Genomic DNA, 26,780 nt, shown 5'->3' with positions numbered 1-26,780 from the left:
ATTTTCCGTGCTTGCCAATTATACGATACCGTATATTATCTGTACGATACCGTATAAATGGAGGCTTTATGCTACTTGACCGCTATATGCCCGAATTCCATTCCCGGGAGGTCCATTCGATACGCGTTGCCCGTCCGCCCACTCAACTTTTTCCTATCGTCAGGCACCTCGATTTCAGTTCATCGTGGATCACGAGGGCACTCTTTGCGCTCCGGGGGCTTTCGACCAAGGCAATGAATCTCGATGCGATGGTTTCGGCCCCAGGCCCGTTTCGCATCATTGCCGAATCCGACGATGAACTGGTCGTGGCCGGCATCGGGCGCCTGGGCGGAGATCTCGTTACTTTTGAAACGGAAAGTGAATTCGAGGCGATGCAGGAGCCCGGCCTGATCAAGATCTGCTGGAATTTCTCTTTGCATCAAGATAACAAGAACCCGGGCTCCACCATTGTGCGCACCGAGACCCGTATCCAGAGCACAGACTTGAAGGCGAGAGTGATCTTTTTCTTCTACTGGCTTTTTGTTCGCCCTTTCAGCGGATTGATACGCCTCGAGATGCTGCGTATCGTACGACGAACGGCACTGGCCGACGACTCCCGATAAACTTGTTGTCGAACCGCTCAGTTCTACGATTTACGACCCATGCCGAAAAAGGCCGCGACACAGGGATCGAAGAAACGACGAGAGCGACGGGACTGGCTTCTTGCCGGCCTGATGCGCTTCGCCGACGGCGGAGAACAGAATCTTCGCGTTGAGCGCATTGCCGAAGACCTCGGTGTTACGAAAGGCAGCTATTATTACTATTTCAAGAATCGCGACGAGTTTATCGAGCAGATGCTTGAGATAGCCCTTGAGATCACGACACAGGTTTTTATCGATCGGGCATCCGCAGAGGCGACGGCGCGAGAGCGACTTGCAAGCCTGCTGTTAAGCGTCTTCCAGGAGCAACGCGGCAAGGATTTTGACTTTTATATTCGCCAGTTCGCTCGCAAGAACCGCACGGCGGCACGGTTCGTCGCATCTATGGATAACAATCGCATTGAGTTCCTCAGAGAGCTGATTGAAGGCTGCGGCAAGACAGCGGATTTCGCAAGCAGTGGAGCAGTCTTCCTGTATAACTATTATCTGGGTTTCTATATTCGCAATGAAGGGAAGAGGCCGGGTAAGGCGGCGCTGCACGAACAGATGCGGCTGATAGGAAAGATGCTGGACATTGATCTTTCAGGCGGCCAGCATACATGAATCAACAATACAATCCGGATTTTGTGCGCGAGCTTTTTGATCGCATGAGTTCATCCTATGAGAGGGTAAATTACATAACGTCATTTGGCTTCTCTGCTCGTTGGCGTCGCCAGATGGCCGAGATGATTCCAGAAAACAATCAACCTCTGAAAGTCATCGATCTGCTCACGGGCATGGGAGAATCCTGGTCGGCTATCATGAACCGATTTCCAAACGCAGAACTCACCGCCCTGGATTTCTCGACAGGCATGCTTGTCGCCGCTCGTGCGAAAAATACACGACGTTTCAACAACCGCGTCATTATCACACAGCGTGATGCTCTACAGAGCGACCTGCCTACTTCTTCATTCGATATCATCACCTGCTCCTTCGGTCTGAAGACCTTTGCAAAAGAACAGGTGCGACGACTTGCAGAAGAAACATACCGCATCCTGAAGCCAGGCGGTCGATTCTCCTTTATCGAGATCTCAGGCCCCCCGAATCGCCTGCTCTATTCTCTCTATGCCTTCTATCTGGGTCGTGTCATCCCACTTTTCGGGCGTCTGCTTCTCGGCAACCCCGTCGAATATCGGATGCTATGGAAGTATACGCTTGCCTTTGGAAGCGTGTCCGAGGCAGCCGACGTTTTCAGCGAAATTGGATTTACGGTTGAAAAACGGAGCTTCTTTTTCGGCTGTGCGACGGGCTTTGCAGGCATGAAACCCTCCTGAGAAGCCTCCACCCATCCCCTGTATTCTCAAAATTCTGATACTGGTTGAAAAAAAGGTTGAATAATAATCGAATGATCGTTTATTATTAATTATGCGCCTGAAGGACGAGAACAAAAGGTCGGCCATCTATAGAGCGGCGATGGAGGTCATCACCGAAGACGGCCTGGCCGCGGCTTCGATGTCAAAGATCGCCTCCCGGGCCGGAGTCTCTGCTTCGACGATCTACGTTTACTTTGAGAATAAAGAGGATATGCTGAATAAACTCTACCTCATGATGAAGGAAGAATCGGGAGCCGTAGTTTTTAAAGGCATTGGTGAGCGTCACTCTGTGAAAGAGGCCCTCGGGATATTCATGAAGAACCTCTTTCATTTCATGATAAAAAATCCCGTGCATTTCTCTTTTCACGAGCAGTTCTTCCGCTCTCCGGGAATCTCGGCAAAGGCGCGCGAAGAAGGGAATCAATGTTACGCTCCGCTTTTTGAGCTTTATGAAAGGGCAAAATCCGAGAAGGCCGTAAAGGATTATCCGATTCCATTGATGGCCGCCTTTGTCTTCGCGCCGATAATGGATCTCGTTCATGCACATAGAAACAGAGAATTGAAGGTCGACGACCGACTTCTGGGCAGAGTGATCGAAATGACGTGGGCGGCGATCCGCTCATAAAAAAAATTAGAGCCTGTGAGTCTCAGGCAAAAGAGGAATAGGATGACGACTATCGATAAAACAAAGCCGGTACTTGTTACCGGAGCGACAGGTTATGTGGCCGGATGGCTTGTAAAGCGCCTGCTTGCCGAAGGCTTTACCGTGCATGGAACCGTTCGCAATCCCGATGATACGAATAAAGTAGCTCATTTACAGAGGATCGCCGAATCAGAGCCAGGTACATTGCGCCTTTTCAAGGCCGATCTTCTCACGCCGAGCGCCTACGCCGAAGCGATGCAGGGCTGTGAGATCGTATTTCATACGGCTTCGCCCTTTACAAGCAACGTAAAAGACGCGAAGAAAGACCTGATAGAGCCGGCCGTTCTCGGTACCCGTAACGTACTTGAAGAGGCGAATCGCACAACAACCGTAAAACGGGTCGTTCTTACAAGCAGCTGTGCCGCCATCTACGGCGATAACATCGATCTGAAGAAAGCTCCGAATGGTGTTTTCACAGAAGATATCTGGAATACGACCTCCTCGGAACGGCATCAGGTCTATTCCTATTCAAAAACCCTGGCCGAAAAAGAGGCGTGGCGCATCAACGAGGCGCAATCACAGTGGGATCTTGTCGTGATCAATCCTTCGCTTGTCATCGGACCGTCGCTCAACCCTCAGTCGACGACGTCGGAGTCCTTCCACATTATTAAACAGATGGGTGATGGCTCGGTAAAAACGGGAATGCCCGAGCTTGGATTTGGTGTGGTCGATGTGCGCGATGTCGCCGAGGCGCATTTCAAAGCGGGCATCCTGCCCCAGGCAAAAGGCCGTCATATCGTTTCGGGACACAACGCATTCTTTCGCGATCTTGCCGCAGCTCTGCATCAGCGTTACGGAAAGCAGTATCCGATTCCTCGGCGTGAGCTTCCGAAAGCTCTGATATGGCTGGTCGGGCCTTTCATCAATGCAAGCCTCACCCGCGAGTTTGTTTCAAAGAACGTCGGCTATCCGTTTGTCGCAGACAACTCGAAAAGCATCCGAGAGCTTGGCATCTCTTACCGTTCGATAGAAGAATCCATGGTTGATACATTTCAGCAGCTGATAGACGAAAAATTGATATGACAGGCTTGCGCATCATCGCATTGTGAATGAAAGTTCTGCGACTTGACAGCACGGCGGGTAAACGGATTGAAAAGAAATGACTGAATACGATCCCTTTCCCGCCGGCCGCTACACCAAGCCCGATATTCTTACTGTGCAGACCGTAAAAACGGCTGCTCAGCGCCTTGCCGAATTCCCCGCAATCCTGCGAGATGTGACGCAACCGCTAAGCGATGAGCAATGGAAAACAAAGACTCTTCCCGGCGTCTGGACCGTTCAACAGATCGTTCATCATCTGGCCGACAGTCATATGAACGGAATGATACGTACAAAAATGGCGCTCACCGAAGAGAATCCGACGATCAAACCCTACGATGAAGGCAGATGGGCTCTTTTACCCGATATAGATCTTCCCGTCTCGGTTTCGCTGGAACTACTCGACGGGATTCACCGTAAGTGGAGTCATCTATTTCTACATCTCGATGAGACACAACTTAACCGCACTTACTACCATCCAGGCGATCGCGCAACGGTCAGCGTCGCAGAACAACTTTTCATGTACGTTCATCATGGCGACCATCATCTCGGCTTCATAAAGCAGCTAATAAACGCGAAGAGCTGGTAAGTCGTAAGGTTAAAAAAGCCTGAGGAGCTGAGACCTCAGCCACCGAGCTTTTGAATTATGCCCGTGGTGGAGCGCCCCGGCACAAACGGCAGAATCTCGATGCGACCGCCATAGGAATCTATCACTCGTTTCTCGGGAAGATCGTCGGGTCTGTAATCTCCGCCCTTCACATGGATCTCGGGTTTGAGAATCGAGAGCAGCTCTTCAGGCGTCTGCTCGTCAAAGCAACCGACCAGGCTAACGCATTCAAGCGAGGCCATGAGAAACATGCGATCTTCGAGGGTCTGCACAGGACGGCTCGGGCCTTTCAGTCGCTTTACCGACTCGTCGGTGTTCAGGGCGACGATGAGATGATCGCCAAGATCGCGTGCCCGACAGAGGTAATCCACATGGCCGCGATGAAGCAGATCAAAGCAGCCGTTTGTAAAGACACGCCTTCCTTTCAGAGCGTCGAACTTTTCTTTGAGGCTACTACGATCCTGCTCGATCTTCGCTTCTATGCGAGATAGCATATTCATTCTATTATACCACTCCTCTCTGAAATCCATAAAGGTCAGAGGGTTGCAGAGTGGCGGCTCCGATTCGGCCGACGACGATACCGGCTCCGAAGTTCGACAGCTCGACGGCAAGATCGAGATCAGCGCCGGCAGCCAGGGCAAGCGTAAGAAGAGAGATAACCGTATCGCCGGCGCCAGTCACATCAAAGACCTCGCGGGCCACCGTCGGCACATGCCGCACGCGGTCGGGCGAAATCAGGCTCATACCCTTCTCGCCTCTTGTAATGAGGATGTGGTCGCATTGCAGACGTTCGATGATCTCCCGTCCGCCATGCTCGACCTCGTCATCGCTGATGAGCTTACGCCCGAGAAAGCGACCGGCTTCATGGTGATTCGGCGTGAGAATGAAAACGTTCCGGTACTGCGCGAAATGCGTTACCTGAGGATCGACGGTAACGGGAATACCTTTCGCCTTAGCCAGAGTCACCGTTTTTTCGATGACGTCGGGCAATACGACGCCTTTATCATAGTCCGAAAGGATAACGGCATCGCTTCGCTTAACCTGATCTTCAAGCATGCTCAGCAGTCGATGGCGAGCCGGGTCGGGTAACGGAGAACGGTCTTCACGATCAAGGCGACACACCTGCTGATTGCCCGCTATGATGCGCGTCTTTCGCGTCGTCGGCCGCTCTTCAAGTTCCAGAAGCAGCAGATCGGATTCCTGCATACCGGTTTCTTTCATTCGGTCGGCAAGGCGACTGCCGTCCGTATCGCGACCGATGACGCCGCAGGCCGTTACCATACTCTGAAGGGAACGCAAATTGGTGACGACGTTTCCAGCCCCGCCTGGAACACGGTTCACCTGCCGTTCTTCGACGACGGGCACAGGCGCTTCAGGAGAGATCCTTTCGACGGCGCCAAAGATGTATTCATCGAGCATGAAATCGCCGACGACGAGGATGCGCCGGGTGCGAAAGCGTTCGATCAGTTGTGTGAGTTCAGACATCTCTATCTTCCGGTCATGCCAGGACCCGATACAATGATCGCCACGCGGCCTTCGCGTACGGACCGGAGAAGTCCGGCATTCCCCAGGATTCTCTGCGCGTCGTCGGTGTCGATGATTAAATCCGTGCCATTCAACTCGGCCGTCGCATACAATACAAAGGGGCGATCACCGGCCCGGCCAAAGTTACGCGCCGATTCTTCTTCCATGAAATAGAAGCCGCGGCTATCGCGCGTATTGTCGATCGACAGAAACCGCTCTCCCGTTTTCAGAGCAAGCGCGGGACGCAGCGATGGTCGATACGAAGCCGCAAGCTCCGTGTAGACGATGAGGCCCGTAAACTTCTCATGATTCACGGGCAGCTTCAGGGCCTGGTCGAACTCAGGAAGCACCGATGCAGGTATGCGTCGAAGAAGTCCGGTAGAACCGAATAACGGAAGTCCCATGCGAATGGTAACGCTGCCCTCGCCCGTCGTATGTTCGAGAAGGCGATAGTAGCGATCGATGGATTCAAAATCCTGCCGCAGTCGAGAATTCTCGCGCATATGTTCGCCATAGCTACCGCGGGAGTCGACAGGTAACAACAACACGCCACGACTCAACTCGGTGCGAGCCCTTTCCTTCGCCTCGCGAACGGCGCGCAACCTGGCCTCGGTCAGGCTAATGGATTCGGCGCGACGCACGGGCACCGTTACCTTCGCGTAAATCCATCCGCCCGTCCAGTTGATATAGGTATTCTCAGAGAGTCTCTCGATCAGGTGAAACGGACGGTCGACAGCCGGTGCTGCATGAAGGGCAGCTGTAAAAGGACCGGCAGGATCGACGGCACTGATAAAAAACAGAGCGGATAACGTAAAGAGCTTCATCAAGGTATAACTTTTTCGTGTTATCATATAGAAACCTTTCCGCGTATGCTCTTTTTTCCCGGCTTCGTGAAAATACCTTTCCACCACCGATCCAGTTCCTCGAACGAATCGGTGCGACGGGCCGGCGGCAGACTGGCAAGCAGGGTCTTGCCATAGGGCCTGGTGTACACCCTCGGATCAAGAATGGCGACGGCTCCTCTGTCTTCTGATGATCGGATCAGACGCCCGAAGCCCTGTCTCATTTTTAGAATCATCTCGGGCATCTGAAGCGAAGTAAACGGATTGCGGCCCTGCTCTTTCTCACGCTCTTCGCGGGCCTGTAGAAGCGGATCATCGGGCACGGGAAAAGGAAGCCTTACCAGAACGACCATGCGCAAGCGATCTCCCTGCACATCAAGCCCCTGCCGGTAGGATTCCAGTCCGAGCAGCACCGCATCGTCGGTCTGGCGAAAGAGCTCGATCGCCCGTTCCGGTCCGTCCTTAGCGCTTGAATAAACAGGAAACGTTATGCCCTGAAGTCCGGATTCCACCGTCTGCAAAGAGCGCAGAGACGAAAAGACGACAAGCACGCCGCCGCCGGCCAGCTCGATCAGTCGCCGCACCTCTTCGACGCAGGCCTGCTCGAATCCAGTATCGACGGCGCCAGGCTCGGGCAAATGCCTTGGAATATAAAGCATGGATCGGCCTGCATAATCAAAGGGCGACGGCAGCTGCATCGATCGATACCGCGGATTCTTCCCATCGATACCGATCTGTGACGTGAAATAATCGAGGCTGCCTTTTACCGATAACGTGGCCGAGGTGAAGACGACGGAATCGATCGTCTGTAGAAATAACGCATGAATCCGCTCCGAGCTGTCGACGGGCGTCACGGTTAACTTAGCGTCGTCCTTCTCGACGACGAGCGAAAAGACCTCCGTCGAGGTCGGACCTTCGCAGAATCGGTCAAGAATACGGGATGCCGTCTTCAGCCGTCCCGTCAGCATCGTCTTGCGTAGATTTGCCTCGGCCTGGGTTTCGCCGAAAAGATCGCTCTGATCGTCGTTTTCCAGATCCTGGACGGCACGATCGATGCTACCGAGAAGCGGATTCACCTCGGGCAGATCAAGGGCCTTCGTCAGCCTGAAGCGTCTGTTTCTCAGTCCATGCGCCTGACGCAGCGCCGCATAAAGATCATCCGACGCCTGCACAAGACCGGGCGCCGGGTACGGCAGTTCGGCGACGACGGATTTCAGCCACTCCAGCGAAAGCGTCTCTTCGGCCTGGGCGTTGAACAGCTCTGCAAAACGGTGCGCTTCGTCGATGACGGCATAGTGAAATTCCGGAAGCAACGTCGATTCGCCGAGAAGATGACGGGCAAGCAGCGCATGGTTAACGATTAAAAGATTGGACCTTTTCCAGCGTTCGCGTGCGACAAAATAATGTGAGGTCTGATAGTTCGGGCACCTCGCACCGAGGCAGCGATCGCTTTCGCGGCCGAGCCCCGAAAGAAATCCTGGCGGCGTATAGTCCGTGTACTCCGAGATAAGACCGGTCGCCGTCGTCCGCTCCCATTTCATGAAGTCTCTGTACCATATCTGCTTTTCGCCCGCCATTCTGCGGCGCTGTAGCTTTCGCTTGCACAGGTAGTTCCCGGCGCCGAGGCAGATCTCGGCCTGTATGGGATCGGCCTGCCCGAATAAAGCGCCGAGCGCCTTTTGAATCAGCGGAAGCTCTTTCTTGAGTATCTGCGATTGAAGCGTCTTGGTCTCTGTACTGACGAGCACGCGCCGTCCTGTGGCCTTCGCCTCTGCAAGCAGCGGCAGAAGATACGACAGCGTCTTGCCTGTTCCCGTTCCCGCCTCGACGACGAGGATCTGCTTCTGACGAAGGGCCTGTTGCACCGCCTCTGCCATCTTCCTCTGCCCTTCGCGCAGCTCGAAGCCTGGAAAGAGATTTTTCAGAGGGCTATCGGATTCAAAGAAGCGCAGGCCGCCTTCGTTCATGCCATATCCAGCAACCGTTGCGCCGGGCGATACCCCGGACAGGCCTTCAGAGAAAGATGCAGATAGCGGTGAAACCGCTCCAGTCGGTTGGTGCGTCGGTAAAGCTTCGCCAGTTCTAAATAGATCAGCGCCAGCTCGTCGGCCGATGCGCGCAAGGTAAGCGCAAGACGCAGAGCTCCCTGCCACCATTCAATCGCGCGCACAAGCCTGTCATCTCGCGAAAGGAATCGGGCAAGCTCGATGCGATGATGCAGAACGTTCGGCTCGCTCATGACGGCCCTGAAAAACCATCGTCCGGCCGACTGGGAGTCGCCGCGTCGCTCAAAGTAATACCATCCGGCTCGAATACAGTTCAGAGCGGCTCGGTTGTCTTCCAGTTCGTGCAGAAGAGCGTATTCTTCCGCTTCAATGTTCGTCTGTGCTTCAGATGAGGACATAATTCCATTAACGGTACAGTGAGCCCGCACTGCAGAAAAAAATCAGCGATAACGCCTTCGCCCGCTTATTTCCCGGCAGGCCGGGCGATACTGGTTCTGCCGCTCTCTGCCGGAGATTCTCTTCCGGTCCCTCTCCCGTAAAAAGGGCTATCGTTTAGAGAGAGATGGCCCGGCCCGAGACCTTTCCACTTTCTCGCTTCATCTTAGGATGGCGCACGAGAAACTCCCGCATCGCCTCGACCGAGATACCGTAGTGGTGAAAGATCTCGCCGCGGGTACCGTGTTCGATCGGAACATCGGGAAAGGCAAAGGTTTGAATATGGCGGCCTTTGGCATCGGAGTCGAGCTGTTCGAGAAGGCACATCGCCCCCGATGCGAAACGATACGAGTCCTCAACAAAGACAAAGGCATCCACCCGCCGCAGCATATCGTTCAGTGCAGCCAGATCGATCGGCCGCACCCAGCGGATGGCGATGACCGAGGCATTGATGCCGTGTCGCTCCTTCAGCTCCGCCTGAAGCGCAAGCGCCGCCTCTTTCATTACGCCGATCGATACGATGGCCAGATCGGTTCCCTCGCCGATGCGCTCGGGCTTTGTGTCGGTGACGTCGGGCAGAGGTCCGTTCAGCTCGGCGACCGTAGCGTCCCCTTTCGGGAAGCGCACGGCAAGCGGACCGGCCTCGTCATGCTCCATATGAAGAAGCATCGCCTTGAGTTCGGCGCCGTTCGTCGGAGCATAGATGCGGATCTCGGGAATGGCATGCAGATAACCGATGTCGTATAACCCCTGATGCGTCTCGCCGTCTGGCCCCACACAGCCGGCGCGATCGATAACGATACGGACGGGAAAGCGCATGAGGGCGACGTCTTCGATGAGCTGATCGAGACCGCGCACAAGAAAGGTCGAATAGATACAGAGATACGGAATGATCCCGCCGGAAGCCATACCGCCGGCCAGGGCGACAGCGTGCTGCTCGGCGATGCCCACATCGTAAACACGATCTGGATACTTATCTGCAAGGGAGCGTAGCCCCGATCCTTCGATCATCGCCGGAGTGATGGCGACTGCCCTGTCATTGCGAGAAAAGATATCTGTGAGCGTATCGCCGACGATCTGACTGTAAGAAACCGTCGGCTGTTCGCTTTTCCCGACAAAGGTGCCGTCTTTGCGATTGAACGTCGTGACGCTATGATACTTGATGGGATTCGACTCGGCCGGTTGATAGCCCTTTCCTTTCTGTGTGTAAACATGCACAAGGATGGGGCCTTTTATGTGCTTCACTCGCATGAGCACCTCGACAAGCTCTTCCATATTGTGCCCGTCAACAGGGCCGATATAACGAAAGCCCAGGTCTTCGAAAAGCGATCCCGGAATAAAGATGTTCTTCATCACGCGCTCCATGCGACGTGAGAACATGCGCAGACCGGCTCCTACAAGCGGAAGAAGGGCCAGGAACTTGTACCAGAGCCGGCGGCTTTTGTTATAGAAATTCGATGTGATGACCTGATTCAGATAATGATTGAGAGCGCCGACGGCATGCGATATGGACATGTCGTTGTCGTTCAGGATAACGACGCAATCCGACTTGACGTGGCCGCCGTGGTTCAGCGCCTCAAGCGCCATACCGGCCGTCATCGAGGCATCGCCGATGACGCAGAAGCAACGGTAGTCCTCTTTTTTGACGTCGCGGGCCAGGGCCTCGCCGATTACCTGTGAGATCGACGTACCGGCATGGCCCGTATTAAAGAGATCGTACTCCGATTCTTCACGTTTGGGAAAGCCCGACAGCCCGCCGTACCGGCGCACACTGCGCAGGCGATGCTTGCGGCCGGTGAGAATCTTATGCGGATAAATCTGATGGCCGACATCCCAGATCAGGCGGTCCTTCGGCGTGTTGAGAACGTAGTGAAGGGCGACGGTGAGCTCGACGACGCCGAGGTTCGAGGCGAAATGCCCGCCCACCTCGGCCAGCGTGTCGATGAGATAGTCGCGCACATCATCGGCGACGGCCTTGAGATCGTTTACCGGAAACCGCCTGAGGTCTTCCGGAGTGTCGATCCGATCCAGATAGGAATACTGTTTCATCGCCTTCTCCGACGCCGGCTCCAGATTCCGGGCCCGATGGCCCGGTCAGATCAACCCTTCGCTGGAGTGGCAGAATGCGAAACCTTGAGTGACTCCACGTCGGCTTCGTTTACCAATCCCATCAGCTCGTAGATCCGTACAGGTTCCAGCTTTCCTTTTACCCTCACCAGGTCAAGTTCTCGCGCATAGACCCGATCCTTAACTCGCTCATAGGTGAACTCAGAGATACAGATCTTCACGCCGTAGGTTTTCGTAATGCCTTCAAGACGGGACCCGAGGTTGACCGTGTCTCCCATCAAAGTATAGTCCATGCGGCGGCTCGACCCCATATTTCCGACGACGGCAAGGCCGGTATTGATACCGATACCGATGTCGATAACCGGAATGTTCCGCTCGGACCAGCGCTTCTGCAACCCCTGCAGGGCCCTGTACTGCGCAATGGCGGCCACACAGGCATAATAGGCATGGTCGTCGTTGCGAGCCGGAGCTCCCCAGAAGGCCATAATTGCGTCGCCCATGTACTTGTCGATCGTGCCCCTGTAGTCGATGATCAGCTCCGTCATTTCAGACAGATACTCGTTCAGCAGCGAGACGAGCCCTTCCGGAGACAGCGCCTCAGAGATCGTCGTGAATCCGCGCACGTCAGAAAAGAAGACCGAAATCTCCTTTTTAGAACCGCCAAGGCTGATCGCCTCGGGATTGGCGAGAAGCTCTTCAACGACGTCATGCGATACGAACTTCGAGAAGGTCGTGCGAATGAACTTCACGTTCTCTTCTTCGGTCAGGGCCCGGAAGCCGATGAAGGCCACAAGCTGCACGAACTGTAAGATGAGAACCGTGGGGAAGACGTGATGAAAGCTGAAAAGATCGAAGCTCACAAAAAGCGTGATGCCCGTGAAGACGGCGGCAATGGCCAGAGCAAGAACGAAGCTCATACCCGTCGGCACGCGGGGCTGGTACATGCCCATCAGAAGGCCGATGCCAAGCAGGATCAAGAGGTTCACCCATGCAGGCGCCGTGTAGGCAAAGTCCTGATTCAGGATCGTATTGATGGCATGGGCATGATGCTCGATACCGGCCATATCGCCGTACGGACCGAGGTGCATATCCTGAGCTGTTCCCGCCCCTGTGGCATAGTACATAGCGACAAGGGCGATCTTATTCTTATAGTTAGCCCCCGCTTCTTCAGGAGACATATCAGCAACTTCGAGGATCTCCCTGTACCGAAAGCAGTAGCGGCCGCCGCGGAAGTTGATATTCATGCGACCAAAAACGTCGATAGGGATGACGATCTGCCTGCTGGCATTCGGCTTTGCCATGATATCAAGCTCTTGCTCGGCCATTGTTTCCAGGTCGAATTTTCTATACTTGACCTCTGGAATATTTTTCAGCGTAATCACGCCTTTAAGGAAGTCAACTTCAACATCCTCAAGTAGGTCTATGCCGTAGTATTGGACTGCCAGAACCAGATCAATACCGGGATAAAAATAATCATCTCTATCGGGATTGTAGTCTGGTTGCTGACTGCGTTCCGTATTCACAATCCTGGACACAAGCGGCACCTGACTGTTAACACCCGAATCGCTCTTAAGGATATTTGCAAAGCCCATTCCATCGTAGGCCTCAGCGATTGGGACTACAGGAGGTACCGGAAGTTTGGCCCATACTCTTGCGAGTTGTCCACCTTTTATGTTTCTTAAACGCTCACGTTCATTGAGTATGTCCAGACGTGCCTGATAGTTGGCCACCTTGGACTTCATATCGTCAGTGGCTTCGATTGGAAAGTCTCCTACGATCTTTTGCGGACTCGATGCGATGGCCTTTGCGAGGATGTCGGTTTGCCTTCCCGGCATTGGTTTTCCTTCAAGCGGATCACACTTTATGGTGACGCCACACGCGCTGCCCCCATGAATACCTTTGTCATCCTGAAAGCTAATGTCGAATAGTGTTACGCTTCGCTCCGCCTGCGCCAGATTATCGACAATATTGGCGTAAACCCCGAAATCTAAAGGCCATGCCCCCTGAATCTTTTCGAACGTTACGGTTGCGATACCGATAATCTCAATGTCATCACGGACTCCTTCAGGATTAGGAGCAAACGTCGTTACCGTTTCACCGCTATCGTCATAAGGAGCCCGACAGTACCTTAAGCCCGAAGGTGGATGCAATGAATTTGCAGGGTTCCGCATAAGGCTATATTTTTCTGATTCGAATGTACTCTCCAGGTTTCTCATTAACGGAAATCGATCCATCATGAGAGAAAAGAAAACCGAAAGCAGCAGTCCGATCATCAAAGCACCCGATCGGTTCTTATCCCAGCGCAAGCGCTGCACCGATCGATAGAGCATGATCGAAGATACAAGAACGACAAAAAAGCTGATCCAGAGAAGAAAGGCATTCCATTCGGGAGCAAGAAAATCGATAGGCGGAATAAGATTGCCCATGCGATTGAAGATCGAATCGGGACCGGCAATAAAGACCAGGATGTAAAGCAAAAGAGAACCGACAAAAAGAGCCGTCCAGAGATAGTCTTTAAGAACGAATCGGTCTTTTTCGGTGGCCGTAAGCTTTTCTTGAAAAAAGAAGCCGGCGCCGACAAGAGCTATCCCTGGAACGATGGTGAAGTAGACCTCTTTGAAGAAGCGGGTGTAGCCGAACTGCAAGGAGCTGTCCATAAATGCCAGCAAATAAAGAAAGGCAGGCAGAAGGATCAGCAACCCGGCGGCGATTCCGAGCAGTACAAGACCGATTTTACGCATACAGTGTTCTTCCGGGGAATGGTTTTTTTAACAAGTTTTTTTCAGTTTCGCGTCTGCAGAGAGGCCGTAAAATCGCGCGTCAGTTGCTCGATTTTCGCCGCCGCCGTCGATGCATCCTCTTCGATGATGCGGTGATGCACGCTGCCGGCGATGACTCCATCGACATGGCCGACAAGCGTTGCGGCCTGTTCGGGCCGGCTGATGCCGAATCCGGCGAAAACGGGAACGCCAGATAGCTTTCGCACCTGTTCGAGCCGTTCGACAAGGTCGGCGGGCAGCTCGGAGCGTTCGCCCGTAACGCCATGGCTCGTAACGTAGTAGATGAAGCCACGGGCCGCCGCAGCGATCTCTTTCAGGCGCTTTGGCGATGTATTCGGGGCAATCATGCCCACAATCTCAACGCCGGCCATCGCTCCCAGTCGGGCAAGCAGCCGCGCCTCTTTGCTATCGTAGGGCAGATCGGGAATTACCAGGCCGCGAATTCCGGCCCGTGCCGAGCGCTCGAAGAAGCGAACGGCGCTTTCCTGCTCGTCGGCCGATGAGGCGGCAAATCCCGATAGCACCGGATTGAGATACGTGAGAAAAACAAGCGGCGTCTCGGGTTGCAGGGCGTGGATCTTCTCAGTCGTTTCGAAAACGGCATCGATCGAGAAATCTGAAGCACTCATCGAGCGCACCATCGCCTTCTGAATGACCGGCCCGTCGGCCGTCGGATCAGAAAACGGAATGCCCAGTTCCAGCACATCGGCCCCGCCGCGCAGCATGGCTCCGGCAATCTCAACCGACGCCTTAAAACTCGGATCGCCGAGCGTCAGGTACGGCATATAAAGAGGCCTGCCCTTCTCGGTCATGATCTGTTTCAGCCGCATAGCAAGAGGGCTTGTCGTTTGCACCGTCATCTGATTTCACCTGTTATCGTTAGGCCTTGATTTCGCTCTGTTTATTCTACCGATCGCCTGCGCCTGCCTGCGCCTGCCTGCGCCTGCCTGCGCCTACTTTCGTCTGTTCCGTCGCGAGCCGCGTCTTCTCGACGCTCCGCCCGACGATACGACGATCGGATTGTCAGAGGACGTCTGCTGCGCCGGATTAAGCCCGGGCACGACCTCCTGCGACGCTGCAAACGAATCGAGCTGCGCATGATGCTCCTGCCCCTGCACACGTTTCGGCTCGGGCGTGCTACGTTCGACCGGTCCCATGATCTGAATACGGAACAGCGCCTCGACGACCTGCTCTTTAATCGATTCGAGAACGCCTTCAAAGATGCGGAATCCCTGGATCTTGTATTCGACAAGCGGATTCTTCTCGGAATACGAAGACGCCCAGATGCCCTCGCGCAGATGGTCCATCTGATACAGATGCTCCTTCCAGCGAATGTCGATGATATCAAGCGTGATGCGACGCTCTACGTATTCGAATTCGCCCTCGCCGACCTGAGCGACCTTGTTCTCGTAGAAGAAGCGGGCTTCGTTCATAAGAACGTTATACGCGGCCATCTGCGAATCTTTCTCTTTCTTAAGATCTGCGATATTCAGTTTCGGTTCGAAGCCGAGCGCTCCTTTGAACCACTCGACCATCGACACGGTCTGCCATTTATCGGGATCGTTTGAATCGCAGAAGTCGAGCACGCGCGTCTCGATGACGTCGCCGGCCCAGTCGAAGATCAGCTCACGCACGCTGTTATTGTTGAGAATGCGATCTCTCTCGGCATAGATGATCTCGCGCTGTCGGTTCATCACGTCGTCGTATTCAAGCAGATGCTTGCGCACGTCGAAGTTATGGCTTTCCACTCGCTTCTGAGCGCGGGCGATGGCGCGGTCCACCATCTTCGCCTCAAGCTCCTGGCCTTCTTCGACCCAGATGCGTTCCATGATGGATCTCCAGCGATCCCCGCCGAACAATCGCATCAGCGTATCTTCAAGGCACAGATAGAAGCGGCTTGAACCCGGGTCACCCTGACGCCCCGAACGGCCGCGCAGCTGGTTGTCGATACGGCGCGATTCATGCCGCTCCGAACCGATGATATGAAGCCCGCCCGCCTCTTTCACCTGATTGTGAAACTTCAGCCAGATCTGCGAACGATCGAAGATATCCTGCGCCGTTTTGCGGGGGTCCGTATGGGCGATCCGTCGGATGGCCATCTCGGCCGCTTCATATTGTTTGCGGACGAGCGCCTCTTTGAACTCAACGACAGCCGGGTCGCTATCTTCCATCTTCTCAAGATCTTTTAAAAAGGTCGGAGCGCCGCCAAGCACGATGTCGGTTCCGCGACCGGCCATGTTTGTGGCGACGGTGACGGCTCCGGGTCGACCGGCGTTCTCGACGATCTCAGCCTCGCGTTCATGATGCTTCGCGTTCAGGACGCTGTGCGCGATATGATTCTTCTTGAGAAGGGCCGAAAGATACTCGGATTTTTCGATGGAGATCGTACCGACAAGCACCGGCTGCTGTCGCTCGTTGCATTCGAGAATCTCTTTGACGATGGCGTTGAATTTATCGGCCTCGGTCTTATAAACGCGGTCGGCGTAGTCCTTGCGCTGTACGGGTACGTTCGTCGGAACGACAACGACATCCAGGCGATAGATCTTCTTGAATTCCTCGGCTTCGGTATCGGCCGTACCGGTCATACCGGCCAGCTTCTTGTACATACGAAAGAAGTTCTGAAAGGTGACGGTGGCGAGCGTTTGCGTCTCCTGTTTGATCTCGACGTTCTCTTTCGCCTCGATGGCCTGATGCAGACCATCGGAATAACGACGACCGACCATGAGACGGCCCGTATGCTCATCGACGATAACGACCTCGCCTTCTTTCACGACGTAATCCACCTCGTCTTTGTAGATAAGATGTGCCCGCAGTGCCTGCGACGTATGTGCGACGAGATTGACGTGCTCCGGAGCGTACAGGTTCGTTACGCCGAGCATCTCTTCGATCTTATGAATGCCTTCTTCGGTTAACAGGACGTTCTTTGACTTTTCGTCGACGTCATAATAATTGCCGAAAAGTACGTGCGGCTCTTCTTTGCCGGGCTCCACTTCACGCGGAGGCGGAGGCGGTAGCCGTTTTTCGGCGTCGATGAGTTTGCGCACGGCACGGTCGACGACGCGGTAGTTGTCGGTGTTCTCTTCGGTCGGGCCCGAGATAATAAGAGGAGTGCGGGCCTCGTCAATCAGGATGGAGTCCACTTCGTCGACGATGGCGTAATTATGGCCGCGCTGTACGCGAAAGCTCAGATCCTGCACCATGTTATCGCGCAGATAGTCGAAGCCGAATTCGTTATTCGTGCCGTAGGTGATATCACAGGCGTAGGATTTCTGCCGCTCCGAGAATTCCATCTGGTTCTGAATGAAGCCGACGCTGACGCCTAACAGATCGTAAACGGGTTTCATCCACATGGCGTCACGGCGAGCGAGATAGTCGTTTACCGTCACGACATGCACGCCTTTGCCTGAGAGGGCGTTCAGATAGATCGGCAACGTCGACGTGAGCGTTTTTCCTTCACCCGTTTTCATCTCGGCGATCTTGCCCTGATGCAGAACCATACCGCCCATCATCTGTACGTCGAAGTGACGCATACCGAGAGCTCTCCAGGCCGCTTCGCGCACAAGGGCAAAGGCCTCGGGAAGAATATCATCGAGCGTTTCGCCGGCCTCAAGCCTCTGCCGGAACTCGGCCGTCTTTGCCGTGATCTGCTCGTTGGTCAGATCACGCACGGTATCGCCGAGGGCATTGATCTGCGAGACGATGGGGACCATCTTTTTTATGTCTCGTTCGTGTTTCGTTCCGAAAACAAGTTTTAACGCTTTATCAAACATGGACCTATCCCATTGAAGTTTCGGCTGAAGTTTCGGCCTTCCGGGCCAGAGCGGCCAGGCCCACTGACATCCAGAAGGGCATCAGGACCTGATCATCAAGAAAATAACACTGGAAAATCCCCCCTGCAAAAAGCAGGAGAGGCATATAAGGCAGATACGGTCGCATCGTGACGAGCATGCGATCGAGAGACGGCTCAGAGTCGGCGGCATTCACCGTATTGCTCGAAAAGCGATCGTCAGGGTGGGCAGCATTGCCTGCGGCCAGGCCGAGCAGAGCGGCCCAGAAAAGCAGAAAGAGCAGCCCGGCCGGAAGGCCTGCCGTCGTCATATTGTGCAGAAAATCGTTATGAGAATGCCCGCGCTCCGTCTGCATGAAGAGATACCAGAGGTAGGGGCGATCTGCGGCCGTTTCGTGCATTCGATCGGCGACGGCCTCAGAGAACCTGTTAGGACCGACACCGATGACGGGATGATCCAGCGCCAGCTGAGAGGCAGTTGACCAGAGCATCACGCGCTGATAATCCGAATGTTTCTTTTCGAGGCCGACCGATTGCATCAGAAATTCGCGGACATCTGCATTCGCCACCGTTACGATGACGGCGACGAGCAGCAGAAGAACGGGCACCGGAGCCAGAGTCCAAGCGCGACGTTTCCACTTACGGTAGGTTAGAAAGAAGATGCCCGCAAGTAAAGCACTTAAAACGCCGAAAAGCGCCGATCGCGCATTATTCAGGATCAGAACCAGAGAGGCGATGCCAAGAAGAAGTGTCGGTATCCAGTCGACCAGCTGCCAGCTGCGAAACCACGGCCTCTGCACCCAGCGATTCAGAACATAGAGAGCGAGCGGAATAAAGAAAAAGCCGAGCTGCGCTCCGTAGGCGAGGTGTGTTCCGAGCATACCCACCGGCATATAGAGCGTAATATCAAACGGCAGCGTAAACATCGGATGCTGGAGTCGCGCCTCTGACGAGAAGTTGAGTCCATGCTGCAGATGGTAGAGCGTCTTTGAGAGTCTGAAGGGCGTAAAAACCGAAAGAAATCCCGTACCGATCACGATAAAGAAGGCTACGGCAACGGCACGCAGAAGCAGGCTACGATGTCTTTCAGAGGCAGTTCCATGATGATAAACCCAGACGGCCGTCCCGACCAGCCAAACGTCCTTTAAATCGGATCGCAGAGCGGCCCGCAGCGGAGAGATAGAGCCTTCGATCAGAGCATGCAGAGCGGCCGAGACAAACCAGCTGCCGTACAGGAGTAAAACAAGAATGATAACCCGGCGAAAATCAGCCGTCCAGGCGGCCGTCCCGCTCCGGCGAACGCGAAACAGCAGCGCGACAAGCGCAACGGCCAGAAAGCCCTGCGACAGACTGATCGACAGAGGAAAAAAACACAGGCCGAGCATACCGGCCCACAGGCTGATCTGGTTCGCTCGATCGCTCACTCTATTTGCGCCTTTCGCGGCATCCTCCACCATCTAATAGCACCCTCTGTTCTCTATATGAACTGAAAAAACGAAAATGGATTTACGGTAAATAGAATTTCCCGGAACCTCTCCTGTATGCTGAGAAGCGGCAGAGTTGCCTTCATTGCCATCTTTCTGACGGGATTTCTGATAATACAGTTTGCGCTGATCCAGGGCACCCGTCAGACGCTGGCCGCTTACAGAGAGCCCTTTCTCGGCTGGTCCACTCATTCCATGCTCACCGAGACCCGACTCGAAGCGGTCAGCGACGGTGATCTCACCACCTTCTGGTCTGATTCAGGACGACTTGACCCCGGTACGGGCGATAGTAGCAAGCCCGCACAGCCCGCGGCTGTTCATTATGAGGGACTGTATATCATGCTCAGTCCGGGCATGACGCATCGCCCCGGCCGCATTCCCGAGCCCGATCCTATCGTCGGCATCGAACTGTTCACCGGCGATACGGCGGGTGTGGGTCGTCCCAGTCGCATACGCCTGAGCTACTTTGAGCAACAGCTCTATCATATCAACCACGACTATAAGTTCCCCGATCCTCCTGTCTTTGTTTCGTCGATCGACGTGCCGCTGCGCGATACGGCAGACGGACAGCGCGTGGCGCTCTCTCTGCCGACCATTGCGCCATCTAAAGGATTTCCAGATCAGGTGAAGCAGCGATGGATGCGCATCGAAGTGCTAAGCCTTTATGGCACAGGCATAAACAAGAATGAAAACAGAGCCGCTCTACGCGAGGTCCGTTTTATACGTGAAAGGAGTCGGCCTTGAGCGGCGCTTTCTTTTCGGGCATTCTGCACCGGATCGCCAATCTTGTCGATTTGCTCGAAACGGCAGCTCGACGCTTTTACCGTGACGGGCTTACACAACGGGCCAACGCCATCGCCTACTCTCTCTTGATCTCGATCGTTCCGCTGCTGACGATCGCCATGCGCTTCACGAACGTGAACCGTGAAGAGCTGAGATTTCAGTTAACGTCGTTTTTTCAGCTGTACGGCATCACGGGCGCCGAGCCCGTCGTCAACGCCCTCGACGATATTCTCGGTCGCTCGAATACGATTGCCGGCATCGGATTGCTTTTCATGATCTACGCGGCCATCAACATCTTCTCGTATCTTGAAGAGACGGCCAATCATATCTTTCGGGTAAAACCGCGTCCGTGGCTGATTCGCAACTCCATCTTCACAAGCTGGCTGGTCGTATCACCTTTCTTTATTCTGATCACGGTTAACGTTCTCTCGGACGTTCAGAACGCCTATTCCCATCCCGCCATTATCGACATGCGTTTCGAAAACGATCGCCTCTATCTGCTGCGCGATCGCCATCGTCTGACGATACGCAACGGAAAAGATGATATAGAGGAACAGGAAATCCTTTACGTCGAGAAGACCGACTTCAACGTTCCGGGACGTAATATCACGCCCGACGTCGAAGCAACCGAGGCGCAGGAAAGCTCGAATCAGCGCTGGAAGGAGCAGCTGGGCCCGGCGCAGTCCATCTATGTGCAGGGCGATCGCATCTATATCGTAGCCCGGCCTAACTTCCTGTTTTTCTCGCTTGATGCAGGCCAGAGCTGGGACTATCGCGTCTTTCAATCCACCTATGACCGAGGGGCCTCCGTTCCGCGTATCGAATCGGTGCGTGTCGAGCCGCAACGATTGCTGCTTCTGTTAAGCTCTCCGCGCGGCTCACGCCTTTTGCAGATTCATCCGGAACGCATGGAAGTTCAGCATCTGACGGCCTTTCGCGAGATACACCGCTCGATCATCTTCACAGGCCAGGAGCCTTCGCGATACATACTGACTGCAAGGGGGATGCTGCGCGAAAGTCCTGCAGCCTTTCAGTGGAGCGAACCGCGCTCGGTTCCGGCGCTTTCTGAGACGATCATCGACTTACAGCCTCGCCCTGAGCGCGGTGGATGGCTCGCCCTCACAGGCACGGGACGCGTGGCCATACTCGATAAAGACCTCGCCAGCACATTTCCGGCGCTTCATCTTCCCCCTTCTTCAGGCGTAAGCGGAGTTATCCGCGACGCCACAGGTCGGCTCTTTCTGTGGACGAAATCGGGCGAGATCCGGGCCTCCCTCGATGAAGGCGAAAGCTGGATGGGCGTCGATATTTTCAGGCCCGAGGCGTCGTCGTTAACCGTATTCCGGCCCGAGCCCGGAGGCTTTCGCATAGGAACCGACCAGAACGCCCTTTATAGATTCAGGCTGGATCGTATCGCTCTCAAGCAGCCGGGCGAGATTCCCGTTCTGCGCACCGAACCGATCGAGAGCGAAATCCCCTCTACGTGGCGTCCGCTGGTCGGACACCTGCTTGTGAACCTGCTCGCTTTTTTCGCGCTGAATATCTTCTTCACGTTTTCGTATTCGCTTTTGCCTAACGCCGGTGTCAGTCTGACGGCCGCATGGCTCGGAGCGCTTCTTACCTCAACGATCTCTCTCGGTTTTACGGCCATTTTCAGGCAGATCATTCCGCTTTTTGCGAACACGGGAGTCGTCTACGGTATCTGGGTCGCCCTTCCGCTTGGTCTGATGGTGCTGCTTTTTCTCGTTCAGTTCTTTCTTCTTGGCCTTGAGATCACGCGGCTTCTTGACTCGCCGCGACTCATCCGACGTGGGATCATCGTCAGCACGATCCGTCGCTTCGCCCACAGGATCGAGCACCTTGACCGCACCGACCTTACCGAGCACCGATAGCACCTTCGAGGCGAATGAGCTGTGCAACCTCTTCTCGATCTCGTCGTCAGTAAGCCAAAGGGCGCCGGCAACTGCGGTCTCGCTAAGGATCACGTCGCAGCGCATCCGCCATTTCATAATACTGTGACGGAAGCTTCCGAGCAGACGTTGCCCGGAAGCCCCTTCGCCTTCGGTTAATCCAGGGCTCTGATATACCGGCCTGTCATCCTCCGTCGCTGAATAGGGAAAGCTCAGCTGTTCTTTCAAAAAGAGTCCGTTTGAATTCTCTATCAGAGCATACTCTCTGCCTGCATCGCCCCTGCGTCGGTGAACATAAACGCGAACATGAAGCGGAATCGGCGCTTCTTTTCGCGAGACTGGAATGGTCGCCGCATAATCCACTCCCCGCGCGCCGGCCTGGCAATCACGCCTCACCGGGCAACGATCACAGAGAGGTCGGTTAGGAATGCAGACCGTCGCTCCCAGCTCCATCATAGCCTGGTTAAACAGCGACGGCCTCTGTTGCGATTTCTTTAACAGATCGTCGGCAATCTGTTGAAGCTTTCGATCGCTTTCCATACGATCAAGGAGCCGGCTGATCACGCGCTTCACATTACCGTCAAGCACCGCATGCATCTGATCGCCGGCGATGCTTGCAATGGCCGCCGCCGTATACGGGCCGATACCGGCATACGATCGCAATCGCTCATAGTCGATCGGCACGGATTCCAGGCCCTCGGAGTGCATCTGCCCGGCGGCTCGATGCAGGTTACGGGCGCGCTGATAATATCCGAGGCCCTTCCAGTGCTGCAGAACTTCTTCGAGATCGGCCAGGGCAAGAGAGCTGAGATCGGGAAACCTTCGAATAAAGCGATCGTACGACGGCAGCATGGCTGCGACCCTTGTTTGCTGCAGCATGATCTCAGAGATCCAGATGCGATAGGCATCACGGCTGCGACGAAAGGGAAGATCCCTCTCGTTCTCTCTATACCAGTCGACAAGGGCCGCGCCGAAAGCCTGTCCTTTCAATAAAGATGCAGCTCGTTCCATGCCTCGAAAATCCGACCGAAATAACGTCCGTGCGGCGAGCCTGCATTCAGGCCCGAAAGGCCCTCAAGCCGACCGAGTTCCATCTCGTCGCGAATAGAGCTGCGTGTCGGGTAACGATTGCGCCTTTCAGAAAAGGAATCCGGATCAGATTTCAGCGACTGCGACTCCGCTTCCAGAAAATCGAGGCCGCTTAACGCAAACCGCTCCGGCCGATAGTCTTCGATTCTGAAAGGCATACGAAGAGAACGGGCCACAGCAAAGCTCTGTAGAACGCGAAAGACTCCGGCAAAGCGCGCCTTCCAGGAGTAGCCGGCCACGTGCGGACTGACGAGCGTCGCCTTCTCGAGCCACTCCGGCCTCGCAGGCTCAGACGGAAAGACATCGATGACGGTGCGGAATTCACTGCATAGCCTGAGAAGCGTCTCGGGAGTAATAACAGGGCCTCTTGCCGCGTTGATCCAGACCGACGAAGGATTGGCCTGATCGAGAAAGGTATCGGTTATCATTCCGCGCGTCGCATGCCTTCCCTCTTTCGTCAGCGGAACATGAAAGGTGATCACGTCGCTCTGCAAAACGGAATGCAGATCATCTTCTGTTGAATGAAAAAGCGGCGGGTCATACGCTCTGACCGTCCAGCCCAGCCTGTGTGCGACCGCACCGAGGGCGCCGCCGATGCGACCGTAGCCGACGATGCCCAGGCTGAAATCGCCTTCCGCTTTGCAGAGTCTGTCGGGATCAAACAGAAGAGGAAGAGCGGCTAACACATACTCGACGACGGAAAGGGCGTTCTCACCGGGCGCTGAAAAGTACGGCAGGCCTTCTCTTTCAAGAGAAGAAAAGTCAACATGATCGGTGCCCGTCGATGCCGTTGCAAAGGCCTCTGCCTCTGTTAGCCGAAGAAGTCTTTCGTCGATGCGAACGGTCGTCGGAACGGATAAAAGGGCGATGGGACTTTCCTGAAGCCATGCGGCGAACTCTGAAGACGCCGTGCCTTCACTCGCAAGCAGTTTCTGGAGATCAGATAACTCATATCTCGAGGCCTCAAGGCCGTTAGCCGCGGCGAAATCCTGCATCAGCTCGGGCACGCCGGCGATGGCTGCCGTATGGTCGGGATAGAGAATGCGCTTCATGATCCGGTGCTGGAGTAGTGGCGCTGCCCCACCCTCCAGAAATACAGCGAGGCGATAAAAACGAGAAGGCCGACGGGAAAGGCCAGGTAGGCCAGGGCCGGGGCGATCAGCGTATTTGCATCGCGATTCAGGAGAACATGGGCCGGGTAAAAATTCACAAAGGCGATCGGGAAGAGAAACGTGAGAAAGATCTGCACCGGCCTGATATAGATGCTGACCGGATACATCAAAAACTCGCGCGTCGAAAAGACGATCAGATGCTGCAGGCTTTCATTGCGTACCGTAAAGAAGCATATCGAGGCGACGATGATGCGCACTCCCCCCAGAATAAGAACTCCGCCGGCCACGGACAGAATCAGGAAGGCGACACGCACAGTCGTCCATTCAATATCGAGAAGGGCGGTCGCAAACGCCAGTGCGGCGATACCCAGAAGCAGATGCATGAAGCCCGTCATATCAAAACGCATGGCGAGAACCTGCCCCAGTGTCGAGAGCGGTCGCAGAAGCAGCCTGTCAAACGTGCCTTCACGAATGAACTCCGAGAAGTCGAGCATGCCCGAGAATATCGCCGAAACGCATCCGGTCGAAAGAATGAGCAGCGAATAGAGAAAGGCCATCTCGCCCGGCGACCAGCCGCCGATCGTGCCGAAACGACCGAGCATCAAGCCGATGACGGCGATCTGCGCCAGATAAAAACCGGCGATCGTTAACAGAAAGGCGATAAACGTGCCCCTGTATTCCATGCGGCTCTGGATGCTCGATTTCATCAGCTGAATATAGGGCGACAGTCGCTGCCAGCGTCCGATCTGAGTAACTTCGGCAGACATGTTAACCTCCGGCGATGGTCAGCTTGCGCAGACCCGTTCGATAAAGAAGAGTACAGGGCAAAAGCAATCCGAAGGTCAGAACGCCATACCGTAGAAGCAGGTCGGAATATTCGGGCAGGCCGGGCTTCTGCAAGAGCAGCATCGTCGGATAATAAAAAAGATACGGGAACGGAGTCCATTCCAGCATGCCGCTGATTCCTTCTGGAAAGAAATCGAGAGGTATCACGGCGCCCGATGCAAGCGTTATCAGCGCATAATAAAAGATATAGAAGGGGAATATCTCTACGAAGTAAAAGCTGAGCGAACTGATAAAGAACGACAGCAGAAAGAAAAGAAGAAAGGCGAGAATATACACGGGCAGGAACCGCAGAAAAAGCTCTCCGTCGACCGGCAGCTTTATATCAAAGAGAAAGATGCAGAAAAGCAGAAGAGGTATCACTCGCGAAAACAGCTGAAAGAGCGTGCTGCCGATCGTATCAGAGAGATACATGAGCGGAAAATAGAACGGCTTCATGAGATCGGTGGCGATCTCGCCCGATTTCACCTTCTGCGAAAGCAGGCTGTCATTGCGGCCGAAGCTGGCCTTGATCAACGTCGACAGGACGGCATAGGCCGTCATGCTTTCGCGCGTGATGCCGTCGGCGAGACCTTCTTCGGGAATAAGGGCCTGCCAGACCGAGACAAAGATGAAAATATAGAGGAAGGCGTTCAGGATGGCGGTGAAGTATTCTACCCGATAGGCCAGCGAACGCTGAAACGACATGGAGATGAACTTCAAATACACCATATCACAGCTCCAGCTTCTGGCCGGCGTAGATGCCTTTCAGCGTATCGGTCAAATCTTCTTTGCGAACGTTGATCTCCTGAATGCGACCGCCGTGATTGTTAAACCACTCGATCAAAGGAGCGACGCTCTCTTCTTTCGGCATCTCGAATTCGAACATGCGATTGGACTTCGCCTGAAGCAGCTTGAAGCCGTTCAACGAAGGTTGCACGCCGTTCATATCGTTCTCAAGGTGCATCGTCACCAGCTTCTTCTTCTGGTAGGTATTGATGAACGAATCGATGGCGCCGTCATACTGTACCTTGCCTTTATCAAGCAGAATCAGCCGACTTGCCAGGAACTCAATATCGTCCATATCGTGCGTCGTCAGGATAACGGTGATGCCCTTCTCTTTATTCAGTCGTCGGATCGTCTGCCGCACGACGTCTTTGGTGAGAATATCAAGGCCGATCGTCGGTTCGTCAAGAAAGAGGATGGACGGATCGTGAATCAGCGACGCCGCAAGGTCGGAGCGCATGCGCTGACCGAGCGATAGCTTTCGCGTCTGCTGATCGAGGAAGTCTTCGAGGCCGAGCAGATCGATGAAGTAATCCATACGGCTGCGAAAGACGTCTTTCGGAATTCGATAGATCATACGAAGAAGATCATAGCTTTCGCGAACCGGAAGATCCCACCAGAGCTGCGTCTTCTGACCGAAGACTACGCCGATCTTGCGCGCGACGTCGCGACGCCGCTTCGTCGGATCAAGGCCATCAATGCGAATGTCGCCCGATGTGGGCTGCAGGATGCCGGTAAGCATCTTGATCGTAGTCGACTTGCCGGCGCCGTTCGGGCCAAGATAGCCGACCAGTTCGCCGGCGCCGATATCGAAGCTGACCGAGTCGACGGCCTTGATCAGGGTCTTCTCGCCGGCGACGAGGCCTGTGATGGAGCCGAGCAGTCCCGGGCGGCGCTTTCGCGATTCGAAGATTTTTGTCAGTCCTTTAACGGAGATGATGGGGTTCATATTTTTATTCGGAACATTCAGGCCGTAGGGCAGAAATGCTTCCTGTGTTCATTTTTTCCTTTGACT

The 26,780-nt window shown here is 54.7% G+C and carries 22 protein-coding genes and 1 pseudogene; 8 read left to right on the top strand and 15 right to left on the bottom strand.

Annotation, left to right across the window (positions count from 1 at the left end):
- Positions 1-68: 68 nt before the first annotated feature.
- The 6 genes from LEPIL_RS06245 to LEPIL_RS06220 all read left to right on the top strand — a co-directional run bounded on the left by LEPIL_RS06245 (position 69) and on the right by LEPIL_RS06220 (position 4,320).
- A complete protein-coding gene (locus LEPIL_RS06245; RefSeq protein WP_002771004.1) occupies positions 69-602 on the top strand; it encodes a hypothetical protein in 534 nt (177 codons plus the stop codon).
- A gap of 39 nt (positions 603-641) precedes the next feature.
- Positions 642-1,241, top strand: a complete 600-nt coding sequence (locus LEPIL_RS06240; RefSeq protein ID WP_002771003.1) for a TetR/AcrR family transcriptional regulator — start codon at positions 642-644, stop codon at positions 1,239-1,241.
- On the top strand, positions 1,238-1,951 hold the full coding sequence (locus LEPIL_RS06235; RefSeq protein ID WP_002771002.1) for a class I SAM-dependent methyltransferase: 714 nt from the start codon (positions 1,238-1,240) through the stop codon (positions 1,949-1,951). The genes LEPIL_RS06240 and LEPIL_RS06235 overlap by 4 nt, the downstream gene beginning before the upstream one ends.
- Before the next feature lie 91 nt (positions 1,952-2,042).
- Positions 2,043-2,615 (top strand): TetR/AcrR family transcriptional regulator, encoded by a 573-nt coding sequence (locus tag LEPIL_RS06230; protein WP_002771001.1) that lies wholly within the window; start codon positions 2,043-2,045, stop codon positions 2,613-2,615.
- Between the two features lie 42 nt (positions 2,616-2,657).
- Positions 2,658-3,716, top strand: coding sequence for an SDR family oxidoreductase (locus LEPIL_RS06225; protein ID WP_002770994.1), 1,059 nt, complete (start codon positions 2,658-2,660; stop codon positions 3,714-3,716).
- A gap of 76 nt (positions 3,717-3,792) precedes the next feature.
- Entirely contained in the window at positions 3,793-4,320 is a 528-nt protein-coding gene (locus LEPIL_RS06220; protein ID WP_002770992.1) for a YfiT family bacillithiol transferase, read from the top strand.
- 35 nt (positions 4,321-4,355) lie between these two features.
- Here LEPIL_RS06220 and rfaE2 read toward each other — a convergent pair whose 3' ends face one another.
- The 10 genes from rfaE2 to LEPIL_RS06170 all read right to left on the bottom strand — a co-directional run bounded on the left by rfaE2 (position 4,356) and on the right by LEPIL_RS06170 (position 19,236).
- Positions 4,356-4,838 (bottom strand): D-glycero-beta-D-manno-heptose 1-phosphate adenylyltransferase, encoded by a 483-nt coding sequence (gene rfaE2, locus LEPIL_RS06215; RefSeq protein WP_002770991.1) that lies wholly within the window; start codon positions 4,836-4,838, stop codon positions 4,356-4,358.
- Between the two features lie 4 nt (positions 4,839-4,842).
- Positions 4,843-5,823 carry a D-glycero-beta-D-manno-heptose-7-phosphate kinase gene (rfaE1, locus tag LEPIL_RS06210; RefSeq protein WP_002770990.1) on the bottom strand — a complete coding sequence of 327 codons (981 nt, stop codon included), beginning with the start codon at positions 5,821-5,823 and terminating at the stop codon, positions 4,843-4,845.
- 2 nt (positions 5,824-5,825) lie between these two features.
- A complete protein-coding gene (locus LEPIL_RS06205; RefSeq protein ID WP_040918362.1) occupies positions 5,826-6,713 on the bottom strand; it encodes a hypothetical protein in 888 nt (295 codons plus the stop codon).
- Positions 6,710-8,671: an ATP-dependent DNA helicase gene (locus LEPIL_RS06200; RefSeq protein WP_002770988.1), complete on the bottom strand. Its 1,962-nt coding sequence runs from the start codon at positions 8,669-8,671 to the stop codon at positions 6,710-6,712. The genes LEPIL_RS06205 and LEPIL_RS06200 overlap by 4 nt, the downstream gene beginning before the upstream one ends.
- On the bottom strand, positions 8,668-9,108 hold the full coding sequence (locus tag LEPIL_RS23660) for a tetratricopeptide repeat protein (RefSeq protein ID WP_002770987.1): 441 nt from the start codon (positions 9,106-9,108) through the stop codon (positions 8,668-8,670). Before LEPIL_RS23660 ends, LEPIL_RS06200 begins: the two co-directional genes overlap by 4 nt.
- A 154-nt stretch (positions 9,109-9,262) precedes the next feature.
- The gene (gene dxs / locus LEPIL_RS06190; protein WP_002770986.1) at positions 9,263-11,194 is read right to left on the bottom strand and encodes a 1-deoxy-D-xylulose-5-phosphate synthase; all 1,932 of its coding nucleotides are present in this window, start codon (positions 11,192-11,194) and stop codon (positions 9,263-9,265) included.
- Positions 11,195-11,244: 50 nt separating this feature from the next.
- Positions 11,245-13,953, bottom strand: coding sequence for an adenylate/guanylate cyclase domain-containing protein (locus LEPIL_RS06185; RefSeq protein ID WP_002770985.1), 2,709 nt, complete (start codon positions 13,951-13,953; stop codon positions 11,245-11,247).
- Between the two features lie 41 nt (positions 13,954-13,994).
- Entirely contained in the window at positions 13,995-14,852 is an 858-nt protein-coding gene (gene trpA / locus LEPIL_RS06180; protein WP_002770984.1) for a tryptophan synthase subunit alpha, read from the bottom strand.
- Between the two features lie 93 nt (positions 14,853-14,945).
- Positions 14,946-17,762 (bottom strand): preprotein translocase subunit SecA, encoded by a 2,817-nt coding sequence (gene secA / locus LEPIL_RS06175; protein WP_002770983.1) that lies wholly within the window; start codon positions 17,760-17,762, stop codon positions 14,946-14,948.
- A 4-nt stretch (positions 17,763-17,766) separates the two neighbouring features.
- On the bottom strand, positions 17,767-19,236 hold the full coding sequence (locus LEPIL_RS06170; protein ID WP_002770982.1) for an O-antigen ligase family protein: 1,470 nt from the start codon (positions 19,234-19,236) through the stop codon (positions 17,767-17,769).
- Between the two features lie 84 nt (positions 19,237-19,320).
- Here LEPIL_RS06170 and LEPIL_RS06165 point away from each other — a divergent pair, with 84 nt between their 5' ends.
- Together LEPIL_RS06165 and LEPIL_RS06160 are read left to right on the top strand one after the other, a co-directional pair.
- Positions 19,321-20,007 (top strand): hypothetical protein, encoded by a 687-nt coding sequence (locus tag LEPIL_RS06165; protein WP_002770980.1) that lies wholly within the window; start codon positions 19,321-19,323, stop codon positions 20,005-20,007.
- On the top strand, positions 20,004-21,938 hold the full coding sequence (locus LEPIL_RS06160) for a YhjD/YihY/BrkB family envelope integrity protein (protein WP_002770978.1): 1,935 nt from the start codon (positions 20,004-20,006) through the stop codon (positions 21,936-21,938). The genes LEPIL_RS06165 and LEPIL_RS06160 overlap by 4 nt, the downstream gene beginning before the upstream one ends.
- A 543-nt stretch (positions 21,939-22,481) precedes the next feature.
- Here LEPIL_RS06160 and LEPIL_RS23890 read toward each other — a convergent pair.
- The 5 genes and pseudogenes from LEPIL_RS23890 to LEPIL_RS06135 form a co-directional block, all read right to left on the bottom strand.
- Positions 22,482-22,835, bottom strand: a pseudogene (locus tag LEPIL_RS23890) (A/G-specific adenine glycosylase); the annotation flags it as partial.
- Between the two features lie 107 nt (positions 22,836-22,942).
- On the bottom strand, positions 22,943-24,097 hold the full coding sequence (locus LEPIL_RS06150) for an NAD(P)-dependent oxidoreductase (RefSeq protein ID WP_002770976.1): 1,155 nt from the start codon (positions 24,095-24,097) through the stop codon (positions 22,943-22,945).
- Entirely contained in the window at positions 24,094-24,924 is an 831-nt protein-coding gene (locus LEPIL_RS06145) for an ABC transporter permease (protein ID WP_002770975.1), read from the bottom strand. The genes LEPIL_RS06150 and LEPIL_RS06145 overlap by 4 nt, the downstream gene beginning before the upstream one ends.
- A 1-nt stretch (position 24,925) precedes the next feature.
- Positions 24,926-25,711 (bottom strand): ABC transporter permease, encoded by a 786-nt coding sequence (locus tag LEPIL_RS06140; protein WP_002770974.1) that lies wholly within the window; start codon positions 25,709-25,711, stop codon positions 24,926-24,928.
- 1 nt (position 25,712) lies between these two features.
- A complete protein-coding gene (locus tag LEPIL_RS06135; protein WP_002770973.1) occupies positions 25,713-26,714 on the bottom strand; it encodes an ABC transporter ATP-binding protein in 1,002 nt (333 codons plus the stop codon).
- Between the last annotated feature and the right edge of the window lie 66 nt (positions 26,715-26,780).

The organism is Leptonema illini DSM 21528 (genome assembly GCF_000243335.1).
Classification (GTDB): domain Bacteria; phylum Spirochaetota; class Leptospiria; order Leptospirales; family Leptonemataceae; genus Leptonema; species Leptonema illini.
Note: the sequence above shows the minus strand (reverse complement) of the source record. Positions and strands in the feature narration are given on the sequence as shown.

Coding starts and splice junctions, on each gene's coding strand:
- secA (WP_002770983.1), bottom strand. CDS start 17,762: ATGTTTGATAAAGCGTTAAAACTTGTTTTCGGAACGAAACACGAACGA.
- LEPIL_RS06165 (WP_002770980.1), top strand. CDS start 19,321: ATGCTGAGAAGCGGCAGAGTTGCCTTCATTGCCATCTTTCTGACGGGA.
- LEPIL_RS23660 (WP_002770987.1), bottom strand. CDS start 9,108: ATGTCCTCATCTGAAGCACAGACGAACATTGAAGCGGAAGAATACGCT.
- LEPIL_RS06225 (WP_002770994.1), top strand. CDS start 2,658: ATGACGACTATCGATAAAACAAAGCCGGTACTTGTTACCGGAGCGACA.
- LEPIL_RS06220 (WP_002770992.1), top strand. CDS start 3,793: ATGACTGAATACGATCCCTTTCCCGCCGGCCGCTACACCAAGCCCGAT.
- LEPIL_RS06235 (WP_002771002.1), top strand. CDS start 1,238: ATGAATCAACAATACAATCCGGATTTTGTGCGCGAGCTTTTTGATCGC.
- trpA (WP_002770984.1), bottom strand. CDS start 14,852: ATGACGGTGCAAACGACAAGCCCTCTTGCTATGCGGCTGAAACAGATC.
- LEPIL_RS06230 (WP_002771001.1), top strand. CDS start 2,043: ATGCGCCTGAAGGACGAGAACAAAAGGTCGGCCATCTATAGAGCGGCG.
- LEPIL_RS06205 (WP_040918362.1), bottom strand. CDS start 6,713: ATGATAACACGAAAAAGTTATACCTTGATGAAGCTCTTTACGTTATCC.
- LEPIL_RS06170 (WP_002770982.1), bottom strand. CDS start 19,236: ATGGTGGAGGATGCCGCGAAAGGCGCAAATAGAGTGAGCGATCGAGCG.
- rfaE2 (WP_002770991.1), bottom strand. CDS start 4,838: ATGAATATGCTATCTCGCATAGAAGCGAAGATCGAGCAGGATCGTAGT.
- LEPIL_RS06200 (WP_002770988.1), bottom strand. CDS start 8,671: ATGAACGAAGGCGGCCTGCGCTTCTTTGAATCCGATAGCCCTCTGAAA.
- LEPIL_RS06185 (WP_002770985.1), bottom strand. CDS start 13,953: ATGCGTAAAATCGGTCTTGTACTGCTCGGAATCGCCGCCGGGTTGCTG.
- LEPIL_RS06145 (WP_002770975.1), bottom strand. CDS start 24,924: ATGTCTGCCGAAGTTACTCAGATCGGACGCTGGCAGCGACTGTCGCCC.
- LEPIL_RS06240 (WP_002771003.1), top strand. CDS start 642: ATGCCGAAAAAGGCCGCGACACAGGGATCGAAGAAACGACGAGAGCGA.
- LEPIL_RS06150 (WP_002770976.1), bottom strand. CDS start 24,097: ATGAAGCGCATTCTCTATCCCGACCATACGGCAGCCATCGCCGGCGTG.
- rfaE1 (WP_002770990.1), bottom strand. CDS start 5,823: ATGTCTGAACTCACACAACTGATCGAACGCTTTCGCACCCGGCGCATC.
- dxs (WP_002770986.1), bottom strand. CDS start 11,194: ATGAAACAGTATTCCTATCTGGATCGGATCGACACTCCGGAAGACCTC.
- LEPIL_RS06135 (WP_002770973.1), bottom strand. CDS start 26,714: ATGAACCCCATCATCTCCGTTAAAGGACTGACAAAAATCTTCGAATCG.
- LEPIL_RS06245 (WP_002771004.1), top strand. CDS start 69: ATGCTACTTGACCGCTATATGCCCGAATTCCATTCCCGGGAGGTCCAT.
- LEPIL_RS06140 (WP_002770974.1), bottom strand. CDS start 25,711: ATGGTGTATTTGAAGTTCATCTCCATGTCGTTTCAGCGTTCGCTGGCC.